This is a genomic window from Oceanobacillus sp. FSL H7-0719 (assembly GCF_045040795.1).
Lineage (GTDB): Bacteria > Bacillota > Bacilli > Bacillales > Amphibacillaceae > Oceanobacillus.
Map to the genome: position 1 here is coordinate 338,157 of NZ_CP150301.1, position 13,562 is coordinate 351,718.

Consider the following 13,562-nt stretch of genomic DNA (forward strand, 5'->3'; position numbering starts at 1 on the left):
TGTGGTTCAGGAAACCTTTGAAGGGATGCTTTAGCCTGGATGGAAGCTTCCCTTTTGTTCCTTTATTGCAGGGAATAATATATTTCTTCAATCTTATTGCTTTCAACAGGCCGGCTGAAGAAATAGCCTTGTCCTTCATGACATTCCTGCTGCTGCAAATATTTAAATTGGTCAATATTCTCAATACCTTCTGCAATCACTCGGAATTGTAAGTTTTTCCCCATACTTATAATAGTATTTACAATTATTTCTCCATCACGATCAAGATCATCGATAAAGGATTTATCAATTTTTAATGTGTCTATTGGCAATTTTTTTAAATAGCTGAGTGAAGAATAGCCTGTTCCAAAGTCATCAATCGAAACTTTAACGCCAAGCTCTTGCAGATCATGCAGCTTTTTTGCTGAATCTTTAATGTCGATTAGTGTTCCTTCTGTGATTTCTATTTCCAGGTAGGAAGCATCCAGCTGTGTCTGGTTTAAGATTTCATTTAAGCCAGTTACAAAGTCAGGATCTCTGAACTGTACTGGTGAAACATTTACAGTAATACGTTGGAGAAACAAACCTTGCTCTTGCCAATTTTTCATCTGTTCGCATACTGTTTTTATTATCCATTTTCCTACAACTGTTATTGCTCCTGTATCTTCAAGAACTGGGATAAATTCACCTGGCGATACACTGCCAAGCTCACGGTTATTCCAGCGTAAAAGGGACTCAACACCAACGATTTTATTTGTTTTTAAATTGATTAATGGCTGATAAACAAGGGAGAATTCATTTCTCTCTAATGCATTTCTTATTTCCAGTTCAATCAAATAGTTTCTTTCTATTTCAATAGTCTGATTGACTGTATTTCGATAATATTGATTTCCACCCTGTCTTTTCGCGTGGAGCATTGCTGTATCAGCTTTGTTAATTAAATCCTCAATGACTTCTAAAAAGTCAGCTTGTTTTGGACGAGGATAGCCGCTGCTAATACCAATACTTGCAGTCAATAAGAGCTGTAAATCATTTATTTGAATTGGTTCCCGGATTGCTTCAGAGACTTTATTGATTAATTCTTGAACTTGCTCTCTTGTTTTGTTTTCTGTTATGATAGTGAATTTTTCTCCTGTGAGCCTAAAAATAAGCTCATTGCTATCAAGACAATTTTTAAGGCGTTCAGAAATTGTAATTAATACTTTGTCTCCAATACTGTGACCAAAATTATCGTTTATAACTTTAAAGCGATCAATATCGACAAAAAGTATTGTAAGTTCTGTATCTTTATTTTGCGCATGCTCTGCTGCCCATTTTTTCATTTTATTTCGGTTGGGCAGTTTTGTAAGCGGGTCAGAATAGGCCATCTTTTTAATCGCTTGTTCATACTCTTTTCGTTTTGTTATATCTCGTTGTAATACGATATATTGCTTGTTGCTTGCTTCATTTGAGAAAGGGATCATTTTTGCTTCAACCCAGTAGACGGTTCCATCTTTCTTTTGCTTTTTTAGTTCCTTTTGCCATATGCTATCGACTTGATTTAATGCGATGGTGTCTGTTAATGATATCTGCGGAGGTTCGTCTGTGGTCAAAATTTGAAAAGGCTGATTGATTAATTCGTTCCTCGTGTACTGAGAAAGTTGGCAATAGTTATTATTTACTTGTTTAATTATTCCTTCATGATTAATAATGACAATTGATACGGATTGATTCAATGCGTGTTCAAAGTCTTGTTTCAGTTTCTTATTTAGTTCCGATTCAGAAATATTGGTCATATGACTTTCCTCACTCTTCAACTGACTTTCTAGTATAATTATACTATACACGAAATAGGTAGTCTGTGACAAAAAAAGAGATTTATTTTATCGTTTATTTATAGAAAAAAGCATTTACTGTCGAATGAAGTAAATGCTTTTAGTCTGATTACTTTTGTGTTTTTGGTTCAGGATAACTATAGCCTTTTACATCAACCTCAATTTTACTTATTTTCTGGTCTTCATAAGGTTTATCAGCAGCATCGCGTTCAGCTGCTGCAATTTGATCGACTGTATCCATTCCATCAATGACTTTGCCAAATGCAGCATATTCCCCATCTAAAGAAGATGATTCTTCCGTCATGATAAAAAACTGTGAGCCTGCTGAGTCAGGAGACTGGGATCTTGCCATTGATAAGACCCCGCGTTCATGCCCAAGTGTATTTTCAAAGCCATTTGAGCTGAATTCTCCTTGGATGGAATAACCCGGGCCGCCGGTTCCATTGCCGTTAGGGTCGCCGCCCTGAATCATAAAGCCAGGTATAACACGGTGGAAAATCAAATCGTCATAAAAACCGTCTTCAATTAAAGAAATAAAGTTTGCTGCTGTGTTTGGTGCAGTTTCAGGATAGAGTTCAATCGTGATTGGCTCGCTTTCCTCCATTGTGATTGTCACAATTGGATTCTCCTTTACATCGCTAGGATAATTCCCTGTATCCTTGATCTCGCTGTTCTTGCTTTCATTTTGAGTTTCTTCTGAAGCTGTGTCCGTATTCCCGCATCCTGCCAAGAAAATGACAAGCAGGGAAGTGAGTAAAAATAATATTTTTTTCATCCTGTTTCAATCCCTTCTGATTAACCTGCTCAATGTTGTCATTATAGCATGTTATTTATGAAGACGAAGCTTTGAAGTTATGAAACACTTTGGTGAAAAAGCGGGAACGATTAATTTTTTTTAAGAGGATACATAATAAACATCACAATGGGGTAATAAAACTGTATTACCTGTTATACAAGACAGCAGCAAAAACAAATAAATTAAAAGTCCAAACAGGAAAAGATATAGAATACTTAGAAAGGATTATTTAGATGAATAAGGATAAGCAATTTCAGCCATTACAAAAACAATTTTATAATCAGCCAACCATCAATCTAGCTAAATCTCTGCTTGGCAACATCCTGGTCAATGAAACAGCGGAAGGAGTAACTTCTGGGATTATCGTCGAAACAGAGGCATATCTTGGCGCGATAGATCGCGCTGCCCATAGTTTTGGAAACAGACGCACAAAACGCACAGAAATTATGTATCATCAAGCAGGCCTTGTCTATACATATCAAATGCATACACACTGCTTGATTAATGTAGTCGGCGGGGAGATTAACCAGCCGGAAGCAATTTTGATTCGAGCAATTGAACCCTATACAGGTACCGATCTGATGCTTGCAAGACGTCCCGTGGCAAAACTGCAAAACCTGACAAGTGGACCGGGGAAATTGACGAAGGCTATGGGAATTACAATGTCAGATTATGGCCGGGCATTTTTCGAACCTCCGCTTTATATTGCAGAAGGCATGCAAGTTAAACAGATAAAAGAGGGACCAAGAATAGGTATTCCAAATTCAGGTGAAGCTCGTGACTATCCTTATCGTTTTTGGATGGAAGATAACCCATTTGTTTCTAGGTGAGGCAGACAGCTCTGTCCGAAACACCTGCAAAATCATCTGAAAAAGTGCATGCCTACTGATAAAAATAAGCCTTAAAGTTATGCTTGATGTCCGCCAATTTTCTTGCTGCGTTCCATAATAATCCCTGCATCTGTATAACTTGAAGCACGAAGAATGGCAGTTGAACCATATTTATCACGAATTGCATCCATCACATAGCCAATATTATTTTTCTTTACGCGATCTTCGAATAAATCCAGCTGGATATCTTCGTGCTCATAAAGGTTGCCAAGTGTCACATAAACATGACGAAGGTGACTTTTTCCATCATAGAATTTGTGGAAAAGCTGCATACAGATTTTATACATATCCATGGTTACATTTGTGGGGCGCTCGATGCTATGAGACCGTGAAAAACCTCCAGCTGTTTCTTTTGCGTAGGAAATACCAAGATGAATTGTTTTTCCGGCTTTATTTGCCGTTCGTGCGCGCCGGCAAACTTCTTCACATAAATCCAAGATACAGGTTTCAACTTCTTTTTTTGTGTAATCACGAAGCAAAGAAATTCCGTGTCCATAGCCCTTCTGTTCGTTTTTTGTAAAGTCCCCATAAATAGGACTAAGATCGATGCCCCAAGCATGCCAATAGAGCTGTTCGCCTATAATTCCAAAACGCTTTTTAATTTGCTGGAAATCGTAGCGGGCAAGCTGACCAAGTGTGACAATGCCCATGCGATTTAGATTTCGTTTCATTCTGCTGCCAATTCCCCAGATTTTTTCTACTGGAAAGGGCCAGAGTTTTTCTTCAACATCTTCGTATGTGCATTCGGCAATTCCATGTTTTTTTGAATGGAGATCCATTACAACCTTGGCTAGAAATTTATTATCACCAATTCCAATAGAAGCAGTGAGTCCAAAGTTATCAAGAATTTCAGCTTTGATCTTCCTGGCAATTTCATAGCGATTGCCAAAAATACGCTGAAGCCCATTTACAGTGATCCAGACTTCATCAATGGAATACTGATGAATTGCCTCATCTGGTGCATAGTTTTTAAGGAGTTTTGTAATTTCTAAAGATACATGCAAGTAATCTGCCATCCGAGCAGGAACAATATGAATTTCCGGATCATTAGGCATTTCGAAGTACCGGCTGACATTGCTGATGCCATATTTTTCTTTGAGCCGGGGAGAGGCAGCAAGCACAATGCTGCCAGAGCGATTTAAATCTCCAACAACAGCAAGCATTGTATCCATTGGATCCAGTCCTAGCTTCATTGCCTCCACGCTTGCATAAAAAGAGCGCATGTCAATACAAAGAATATCATTGCGCGGATAAATTGAATAATCCATAACTTTCAACACCACCTATAGAACGTCTGTTCCTATTATAGGCAGGATTAAAAAAGTTAGCAATGGAAAAATGAACCAAGTAGTTATCAAATCCTTGGGACGATAAGTAATCTAGCTGAATTCAAGAGCATTCCAACTCTGCTGTTTCCTTTTCAGTGTGAACATAAAAGATGGGGCACAGAGTTCTGTATCTGTGCCCCATCTTTTATTAATTTATAATATCCTCTGCTGGTCCGAAAATCTCAAAATGGATGTCGGAATCAGCGACATTATTTTGTTTTAAGTTTTGGTAGGCTGCACGCATGAATCCTTTAGGTCCACAGAAATAAAATGCAGCATTATTTGTAGGAAGGATGGTTGCAAGCCATGCTGCATCGATATATCCTTCTTTATCACATTTGTCATCTGCTTCAGGGCTGCCGTAAACGATATAGCTTGTTACATTTTCATTCTGCTCAGCAATTTCATTTACACGATCCTTCATTGCATGAACTTTTCCAGTTCTGGCAGCGTGAATGAAAATTACTTCACGTTCTGGCTGTTCTTTAATTACTGTTTCCAGCATGCTCATCATTGGTGTAAGTCCAACACCGCCACTCATCAATACTAACGGACGAGTATCTTTTAAATCCAGCACAAATTCTCCAGATGGGGCACTGATTGGAAGGATACTTCCTTCGTGAACATTGTCATGCAGGAAGGTTGACACAACACCAGCAGGGTTGTCACCAATTGCATCTTCACGCTTCACGCTGATACGGTATACACCTTCACCTGGTGCACAAGACAGGCTGTATTGACGCAGTTGATTATAAGATGCTCCTTTGATTTCAGCCTTCACTGTAATATATTGTCCAGCTTGATAGACAGGGAGAGGGTTACCATCGACAGGCTCTAAATAAAAAGATGTAATTACTTCACTTTCTACAATCTTTTTCGTTACTTTAAAGTTGCGGAAATCAGCCCATCCTCCTGTCATATTTTTTGCTTCTTTATACATTTCACTTTCAACTGAAATAAATATGTCAGCAATAACACCATATGCCTTTTCCCAAGCATCAATAATATCATCGGTAGCTGCATCGCCAAGTACATCCTTTATTGCGAGCAGTAAATGTTTTCCGACAATTGGATAATGTTCTGGCTTAATATTTAAACTTTTATGTTTATGTGCGATTGATTTTACATGTGGTAAAATCGTTTCCAAATTGTCGATATTCGCAGCAGCTGCGTAAACAGTGTTTGCTAGCGCTTTTGGCTGATCGCCTTTACGCTGGTTCGTTTGGTTAAAGATATTTTTTAATTCTGGATGATTTTCAAACATCATTTGATAAAAGCGTGTTGTAATTTTCTCGCCGTGCTCTTTTAATACTGGTACCGTTGCTTTAATAATTTCACGTGTTTCCTTGTTTAAACCTGTTTTTGTAGTTGTCATAAATAAAAGCACTCCCTTTGAGTATTTAAACATGTATTTCAAATACATCTTTATTGTATAATTAAAGTTAACACTGTGACAATAGGGGAAAAAGCGATTTATGTTACAATAATGTGAAGACAATAACAAGGAGAAAGATAAATGAATTTAAAAAAATATACAGACTATGCACTTCGGGTCTTGTTGTTTACGGGGATGAAAGCGGATGAAGAGCTTGCTAGTATTAAAGAAATATCCAGGGTGTTTGATATTTCCCAGCATCATTTAGGTAAAATCGTGTTTGAGTTAAATAAGATGGGTTTGATTGAAACGATTAGAGGCAGAAATGGTGGAATTCGACTGGCGAAACCTGCAGAAGAAATTAATGTTGGTCTTCTAGTACGACAGCTGGAAAACGATTTTGTGCTGCTGGAATGTTTTGACAAAGGGCAAAATCATTGCGTTATTTCACCGGGATGTACACTGAAACACGTTTTGAACAGAGCATTGCATGCTTTTTTTAAAGTGCTTGAGGAGTATACAATTAAGGATTTAATAGAAAACGAGGAAGAGCTTAAGGCACTGATGGGGATAAAATTAAAACAGTAAGTATATAGGTATATCCTGGTGCCTTCGTATGAAGAAGATTAAATGGAACACGCTTGAAAATCTAAAAATAAACCTTCAAGATATTTTCAGAGAAGAGTTTTTGAATAAACATAATTCTAAAATAAGGGATGAATAGGGCTAATGTGAATGTCCTCTCAGCCCTTATTTTATGCTTGTAAAATAATTGGTTTTAATAAGATGGTATGATTTTCCTAAGACTGTTTCCAGGTTGATTGAATTGTGTTAAAATATTTTTAAATAAAAAGCAATGAAGAGAAGAGTATATGTGCTTAAGCATGACAGAGAACTCCGTAAGCTGTGAAGGAGGATGTAGGAGTGCATAGAACCAAGTCTCTGAGCTGTACACAGGATATTGGTCTATTGATCATTGATGATGTACCGGTTTCTCCCGTTATTGAGATGAGTATACCCTGTAAGAAGCTCTAGGGTGTACTTGAAAAGGTTATTGTGGCGACACAGGAACAAACAGAGGTGGCACCGTGAACTTCTAAATTCAAGAAGTCTCGCCCTCAAGGTCTAAAGACTTTGGGGGTGAGCTTTTTTAGTATCTTATAAAACTTGAATTTAGAGGTGGGGGAGAGGATGAAAACGAATAAAACGAATAAATGGAAAAATTCGTTATTGCTGCTTTTGGGAATTGGAGTCTCTAATCTGGGAGCTTGGATTTATTTAATCGCATTAAATTTAATAGTTTTAAATATGACAGGATCGCCACTGGCGGTTGCGGTCTTATATATCCTTATACCAATTGCAGCTTTATGTACGAATCCTTGGGCCGGCAGTTTTATCGACAGACTGAATAAAAGAAACATAATGATCTTTTTAGATTTAAGCAGAGCATTGTTCATATATGTACTTTCATTTATGGATTCATTGTTATTGATTTATATATTGGCTTTTATCATCAATATTGCAAGTGCAATTTTTGAGCCAGCTTCTTTTGTTTACATGACAAGACTTGTACCGACAGGGGAACGGCAAAGGTTTAATGCATTAAGAAGCTTTATTAATTCAAGCGGTTTTATATTGGGCCCTTCGGTTGCTGGTTTGCTATTTATGATAGGTACTGTAAATACAGCTATTCAATTAAATGCACTCGCATTACTTATCTCGGCAATAATCATTTTTAACCTGCCTGACTTAGAAGCTGGAAATCAAAGTATAATTGCCGAAAGAGTGAGCCTTAGAGTAATAAGAAACGACTTCAATATAATATTAAACTATAGCAAATTGAATATGTATATTTCCTTAATCTACATCCTTTTCAGTGGAATCACAGTATGCATGACGGCGTTAGATTCATTAGAAGCAGCATTTGCAACAGGGGTGCTATCTATGACGGAAAGCACGTATGGTTTTCTTGTAAGTATAGCTGGAATCGGAATTATAGTTGGCTCCTTAATAAATGCATTGCTGGCCGACCGCTTAAATTTGAAAATACTTCTTTCCTTTGGAGCGGTATTTACACCTCTGGGATACGTAATATTTGGGGTTTCGAATCAGTTCATTACAGCATCAATTGGTGTTTTCATCATTACATTTGCTTTATCTTTTGCAAACACTGGGATTTTAACCTTTTACCAAAATAATGTTCCAGTAGATATTATGGGGAGGTTTTCAAGTGTTTTAGGAATATTGGAAGCAATGCTTATCATTGTTTTTACAGTGATGGTTGGATTGTTCGCTGAATTGCTTGATATTCGTTCAACATATACAATTGGTTCGATGATGTTTTTAATTTTTGGTTTAATGATTAGCTTTTTCGTTTTTGATAAAACGAAAAAAGCTTATTATAGATGAACACAAATTTTTAGTAAGAGCTGATTATTCCATGAGAAAGATTCCTTGAAAGCAATATATGGTTATGATTAGTCAGCCAGTACTTATCAAAATGATAGTTTGACATTTTTGAGGAACTCAGCCAAACTATAATTGAGAATACATGTTCGTTTTAATTGATTAAGATAAGGGAGGCTGCTCTAAACATGGGTCTCAAATTAATACTTGCAGAAAAACCATCTGTAGCAAAGAATATTGCAGATGCACTAAATATAAAAACAAAAAATGATGGCTATTATTCAGGAAATGGTTATCTGATTACATGGGCATTTGGCCATCTGGTTGAGTTATACGATGCCAAAGATTATGAAGCAAAAATGATGCGCTGGCGCATGAATTACTTTCCGTTTATTCCCGATAAATTTCAATATAAAGTGAAAAGTAATCCGCGAAATCGGGCATATGCGGACCCAGGAGCTGCAAAACAGTTAAAAATTATTGAATCCCTGATTCGCCGTTCTGATGTAGATGGAATTATTTCAGCTTGCGACTATGACAGAGAAGGACAGCTAATTGGCGACAGCATTATTTATCGAGGCGGCAAGCGTCCCGGGAAGCCAGTATATCGACTGCTGCTTAATGAATGGACACCAAATGAAGTAAAAAAAGGTTTAGAAGGACTAAAACAAAATGATGAAATGCAACCACTGAGGGATGCAGGAATCAGCAGGCAATGGGCAGACTGGGTCATCGGCATTAACCTCACGTCTGTTACTACACTGAAATATCAAAAGGGCAGTGGCAAAGCCCTAAACATTGGTCGTGTTCTGCTTCCAACTTTGAAAATTATCTATGATCGTGATAAAGAAATAGAGGATTTCAAGCCTGAAGATTATTTCAAGCTAGCAGCAATCTTCGAAACAGAGAAACAGGCAACTTATGAAGCAACCTATATGGCAGGTAAAGAAGATAAATTTAAAAATAAACAAGAGCTGGCAAAAATTCAAGCAGCAATTGAAAATAAGCACGGTACCGTCATTGATAAAAAAGTGGAAAAGAAAAAAGAATTTCCGCCTTTTCTATTTAATCTTTCAAATCTGCAAGGATTCATAACGAGTAAATTTAAAGTCTGGACATCTGATAAAGTATTAAAAGTTGCCCAATCTTTATATGAGAAAAAATATATAACCTATCCGCGGACATCCAGTGTTGCTTTAGAAGAGAGTTTAGTTGGAAAAACAGCGCATGTTCTGAAAACGCATAGTGAGGATTTGCCATATAAAGATGAAATTAAGTTTATGAAAACACGACGAGTTTTTAATAACGCAAAGGTGGAAAGTCACAGTGCGATTATTCCAACTTATTTAAAGCCGAAACGGTTGTCAGCAGATGAGTCAATCGTTTATAACGCTATAAAAAATCGCTTTATTATGCAGTTCATGCCAATTGCTGAATACGAAGAAACGAAGTTAGTGACCAAAGTAATCGATGCACAGATTGAGGGATTATTTTTCACTAAAGGCAGAGTCCAGCTGATTGAAGGATGGAAAAAGGTTGAAAAAATCCAGTCGAAGGATGTTCTGCTTCCTTTGATTAATAAAGATGATTCGGTCACTGTAAAAGAAAGCGAACTGACAGATCATGTCACACAGCCGCCAAAACAGCATACCGAAAAAACGCTGCTGCGTGTAATGGAAACCTGTGGCAAAAATATGAAGGAAGATGAAGAGACAGATGAAGCAATCCTTGGAACTATTCTAACTGGGTTCAGTATTGGTACTCCAGCTACACGAGCAGAAACAATTAAAAAATTGAAAGATGTTGGTTATATTTCTTCAAAAGGAAAAAATCTATTTTGTACGGATTTAGGAAGGAAATTAGTAGAAACTTTCCCAGTGAAAAACTTATTTGATCTCGAATTTACGGGACGTTTAGAAAAAGGGCTGGCTGATATACAAAAAGGAACAGCAACAAAAAAAGATTTTCTGCAAACTATTTTTCATTTCACAACAGAGGCAGTAGAAACAATCAAGACTGCAGAAGAGATTATTATCAATGAGCTAGCAAGTAAAAAAGCTTCCAATGAAGTATTAGGAACTTGCCCTGAATGTGGCGGAGATGTTGTCGAAGCTTATAAAGCATTCAGCTGCAGCAACTGGAAGAAGGGCTGTAAATTCGCGATTTGGAAAAATGATAAATATCTTGCCTCGATGCGGAAAAAACCGACAAAAACAATGGTAAAGCAAATTTTAAAAAGTAAACAAGCACATGTAAAAGGACTTACGAGCAAAAAGGGAAAGAAATTCAGTGCCTATCTCAGTTATAATAAAAATGGGGAACAAGGCTATTATAGCTGGGAAATGGAATTTAAGAAGTAAATCTGCTTTAATTTAAGTATAAACAAGCATCTCTAGTATATAAAAAAATCCCAACTTGCCTTATTTCACTGGGAAGTTGGGATTTTTTTATAAGAATTGCGTTTTAATAATAACAATGTCCTGCTCTCTAGAATAGGAGTATGGCATTCAAATTTGTAATTGCTATGTTATTTCCAAAGTTAGGCCAGGTTTGTGACTAAAGGATAAGAAAAACCTCGAAATATAGATACTCTTGGAAAAGTATCTCGAAAACCATTGAAAACTGCTGAAAGAAAAGCGTACAATAGGGACAGCATACTAATATACATTTAGATGAATACTTCGGGAGGTTAATGAATGAAGCCGAAAAAACTGCTTTTCATTAATATATTTGCTTTGCTTGCGTTTGTATTTGTAGTCGGTGCAGGAGTTTATCAAGCAAATAAAACGAATGATGAGTATGGGGAAAAAGAAAATAAAGAAGTCGAAAGTGATAATACAGAGAAGACGGATAAAGAAGAAACAGAGGAACTTTCCTTTGTAATAGAGGAAAAAATAGAAAAAGCACCAATTGAAATTATAGAGCGCAAGACACTGGGCACTTTAGCTTTAAAGGGCAAAGAGAAGTTTACAGCAGCCGCAACTGTGGAGAATGAGTTAGTTGAAGAAGTTGATGAAGAAAAATCACTTGGGACAGCAGAAAATGAGGTTTGGACGGAGACAGAAACAAATTGGGCTCCTACACAGGGCAATAAACCAAATTACTCTCCACCGTCTGCAGGGAATGAAAAAGATAATAGTTATGAGCAGACGAAGGAAAAGGCAGCGGAAAAGCCAAAAGAGGATTCAAAACCAAATTTAAAACCCAGTCCGAAGCCTGATTCAAAACCTAAGCCCAAACCCGATTCAAAGCCTGTTCAAGAACCCGAATCGAAACCTGATTCAGATTCAAATCCAGAATCCAACCCAAAGGCGCCTGATCGAGAACAAGAAAAAGAATCCAATCAAGAAACAGACCCGCAGCCCGATGAAGGTGATCTGCCAGTATTGGGATAGTTTTATAGAGAAGCGAATTTCAGTATAAGAATAAGAACATATTTTGACTGAAATTCACTTCATAATTAGCTTAATTAAAAAAAATTTGCTATCATATTAAAGTAAGTAAAACGAGAACATAGTATAAGCGACCTAATAATACATAAAATGTATGCATAAGTATGAATCGCTTCTGCTATCTAGAGTAAAAACATATAAAAGGGATGGTGTGTTATCATGAATAAACCCAAAATAGTTGTGTTGGGTGCTGGTTACGCGGGCTTAACAGCTACACGTAAATTAGCTCAAAAATTATCACCGGAAGAAGTAGAAATTGTGCTAATCAACAAGCATAATTACCATTATGAAACAACATGGTTACATGAAGTTGCAGCAGGTACAATTAACCATAATCAGGCACGTTACATGATTTCAGATGTAGTTAATCCAAAACGTGTTCGCTTGATTTATGATTCAGTGGTTGAAATCAAACAGGATGAACAACGTGTTGTATTAGAAAATAGTGAAGTAGCATACGACTACCTAGTTGTTGCACTTGGCTTTGTTACAAATACATTCGGTATTAAAGGGATGGAAGAAAATGCATTCTTTATCCAAGATATTGAGAGTTCTCGTGTAATTCGTGAACATATTGAATATAAATTTGCTCAATACAGCAGCGGAGAATCAACAGATGAAAACGATCTGACTGTATTAGTCGGTGGTGGCGGATTCACTGGTATTGAATTCGTTGGTGAATTAGCTGATAAGATTCCTGAGCTATGTAAGAAATATGACATTCCACGCAGCAAAGCACGAATTATTAACGTTGAAGCAGCACCATCTATTTTGCCGGTATTTGATGATGATTTAGTTTCATATGCGAAAAAAGCATTGGAAGACCGTGGTGTTGAATTCAGAATTGGTGCAGCGATTTCAGAATGTACTCCAGAAGGGTTTATTGTTGGAGAAGATAATGAATTAATTAAAGCTGGTACAAGCGTTTGGACAGGTGGAGTAACTGGCAGTCCTGTTCTTGCGAAGTCTGGTTTTGAAGTATTCCGAGGTAAAGTAACAGTTGATTCAGATCTGCGCATGCCTGGATCTGAAAACATCTTTATTCTTGGTGATTGTTCTTGGACAATGAATCAAGAAACTGGCAAACCTTATCCTCCAACTGGTCAGTTAGCAATGCAAGAGGGAGCAGCTGTAGCAAATAACATTAAGAATCTGTTATATGGCTTACCATTAAATGATTTTGCATTTGATGATAAAGGTACAGTAGCTTCACTTGGGCTTTCCGATGGGATTGGAAACATTTTCTCAGGTATAAAGTTACAAGGTAAAGCAGCTGCAGCGATGAAAAAAGTTGTAGATGACCGTGCATTATTCTCAGTAGGTGGAGCAAAAGTACTACTGAAAAAAGGAAAATTCCGTCCTTTCTAATTTAAAATTCTACTAAAAATCCAACAAATACAGGAAAGAGGAGTAGATAAAAAATGAAAAGAGTATTTTGCGGTTTACTATTTGCGATAGCTGCTTTGGTGGGTTACCGAGCAGTAAGTGACTTAATGGAAGATTCTAGGGACTTCCGTTAATA

At 37.0% G+C, this 13,562-nt stretch carries 10 protein-coding genes; 6 read left to right on the forward strand and 4 right to left on the reverse strand.

Annotated elements, in window-relative coordinates; all coding sequences use genetic code 11:
- Nucleotides 1–62: 62 nt before the first annotated feature.
- Both NST93_RS01630 and NST93_RS01635 read right to left on the reverse strand, forming a co-directional pair.
- The gene (locus NST93_RS01630) at nucleotides 63–1,754 is read right to left on the reverse strand and encodes an EAL domain-containing protein (RefSeq protein WP_405100569.1); all 1,692 of its coding nucleotides are present in this window, start codon (nucleotides 1,752–1,754) and stop codon (nucleotides 63–65) included.
- A gap of 148 nt (nucleotides 1,755–1,902) precedes the next feature.
- Entirely contained in the window at nucleotides 1,903–2,568 is a 666-nt protein-coding gene (locus tag NST93_RS01635) for a peptidylprolyl isomerase (protein ID WP_405100571.1), read from the reverse strand.
- A 254-nt stretch (nucleotides 2,569–2,822) separates the two neighbouring features.
- Here NST93_RS01635 and NST93_RS01640 point away from each other — a divergent pair, with 254 nt between their 5' ends.
- Nucleotides 2,823–3,419: a DNA-3-methyladenine glycosylase gene (locus tag NST93_RS01640; protein ID WP_405100573.1), complete on the forward strand. Its 597-nt coding sequence runs from the start codon at nucleotides 2,823–2,825 to the stop codon at nucleotides 3,417–3,419.
- A 77-nt stretch (nucleotides 3,420–3,496) separates the two neighbouring features.
- Here the strand turns inward: NST93_RS01640 and NST93_RS01645 are convergent, their stop codons facing one another.
- A complete protein-coding gene (locus NST93_RS01645; RefSeq protein ID WP_405100575.1) occupies nucleotides 3,497–4,747 on the reverse strand; it encodes a DNA polymerase IV in 1,251 nt (416 codons plus the stop codon).
- A gap of 208 nt (nucleotides 4,748–4,955) precedes the next feature.
- Entirely contained in the window at nucleotides 4,956–6,182 is a 1,227-nt protein-coding gene (gene hmpA, locus NST93_RS01650; protein WP_405100577.1) for an NO-inducible flavohemoprotein, read from the reverse strand.
- Between the two features lie 141 nt (nucleotides 6,183–6,323).
- Here hmpA and NST93_RS01655 point away from each other — a divergent pair, with 141 nt between their 5' ends.
- From NST93_RS01655 to NST93_RS01675, 5 genes are all read left to right on the forward strand, one after another.
- Complete coding sequence (locus NST93_RS01655; protein ID WP_405100579.1) at nucleotides 6,324–6,770, forward strand: RrF2 family transcriptional regulator; 447 nt, start codon at nucleotides 6,324–6,326, stop codon at nucleotides 6,768–6,770.
- Nucleotides 6,771–7,373: 603 nt separating this feature from the next.
- Complete coding sequence (locus NST93_RS01660) at nucleotides 7,374–8,591, forward strand: MFS transporter (RefSeq protein WP_405100581.1); 1,218 nt, start codon at nucleotides 7,374–7,376, stop codon at nucleotides 8,589–8,591.
- Between the two features lie 185 nt (nucleotides 8,592–8,776).
- A complete protein-coding gene (locus tag NST93_RS01665) occupies nucleotides 8,777–10,948 on the forward strand; it encodes a DNA topoisomerase (protein WP_405100583.1) in 2,172 nt (723 codons plus the stop codon).
- A 336-nt stretch (nucleotides 10,949–11,284) separates the two neighbouring features.
- Nucleotides 11,285–11,983: a hypothetical protein gene (locus tag NST93_RS01670; RefSeq protein ID WP_405100585.1), complete on the forward strand. Its 699-nt coding sequence runs from the start codon at nucleotides 11,285–11,287 to the stop codon at nucleotides 11,981–11,983.
- A 216-nt stretch (nucleotides 11,984–12,199) separates the two neighbouring features.
- Nucleotides 12,200–13,408, forward strand: coding sequence for an NAD(P)/FAD-dependent oxidoreductase (locus NST93_RS01675; RefSeq protein ID WP_405100587.1), 1,209 nt, complete (start codon nucleotides 12,200–12,202; stop codon nucleotides 13,406–13,408).
- Nucleotides 13,409–13,562: the final 154 nt, after the last annotated feature.

Coding starts and splice junctions, on each gene's coding strand:
- NST93_RS01630 (WP_405100569.1), bottom strand. CDS start 1,754: ATGACCAATATTTCTGAATCGGAACTAAATAAGAAACTGAAACAAGAC.
- NST93_RS01635 (WP_405100571.1), bottom strand. CDS start 2,568: ATGAAAAAAATATTATTTTTACTCACTTCCCTGCTTGTCATTTTCTTG.
- NST93_RS01640 (WP_405100573.1), top strand. CDS start 2,823: ATGAATAAGGATAAGCAATTTCAGCCATTACAAAAACAATTTTATAAT.
- NST93_RS01645 (WP_405100575.1), bottom strand. CDS start 4,747: ATGGATTATTCAATTTATCCGCGCAATGATATTCTTTGTATTGACATG.
- hmpA (WP_405100577.1), bottom strand. CDS start 6,182: ATGACAACTACAAAAACAGGTTTAAACAAGGAAACACGTGAAATTATT.
- NST93_RS01655 (WP_405100579.1), top strand. CDS start 6,324: ATGAATTTAAAAAAATATACAGACTATGCACTTCGGGTCTTGTTGTTT.
- NST93_RS01660 (WP_405100581.1), top strand. CDS start 7,374: ATGAAAACGAATAAAACGAATAAATGGAAAAATTCGTTATTGCTGCTT.
- NST93_RS01665 (WP_405100583.1), top strand. CDS start 8,777: ATGGGTCTCAAATTAATACTTGCAGAAAAACCATCTGTAGCAAAGAAT.
- NST93_RS01670 (WP_405100585.1), top strand. CDS start 11,285: ATGAAGCCGAAAAAACTGCTTTTCATTAATATATTTGCTTTGCTTGCG.
- NST93_RS01675 (WP_405100587.1), top strand. CDS start 12,200: ATGAATAAACCCAAAATAGTTGTGTTGGGTGCTGGTTACGCGGGCTTA.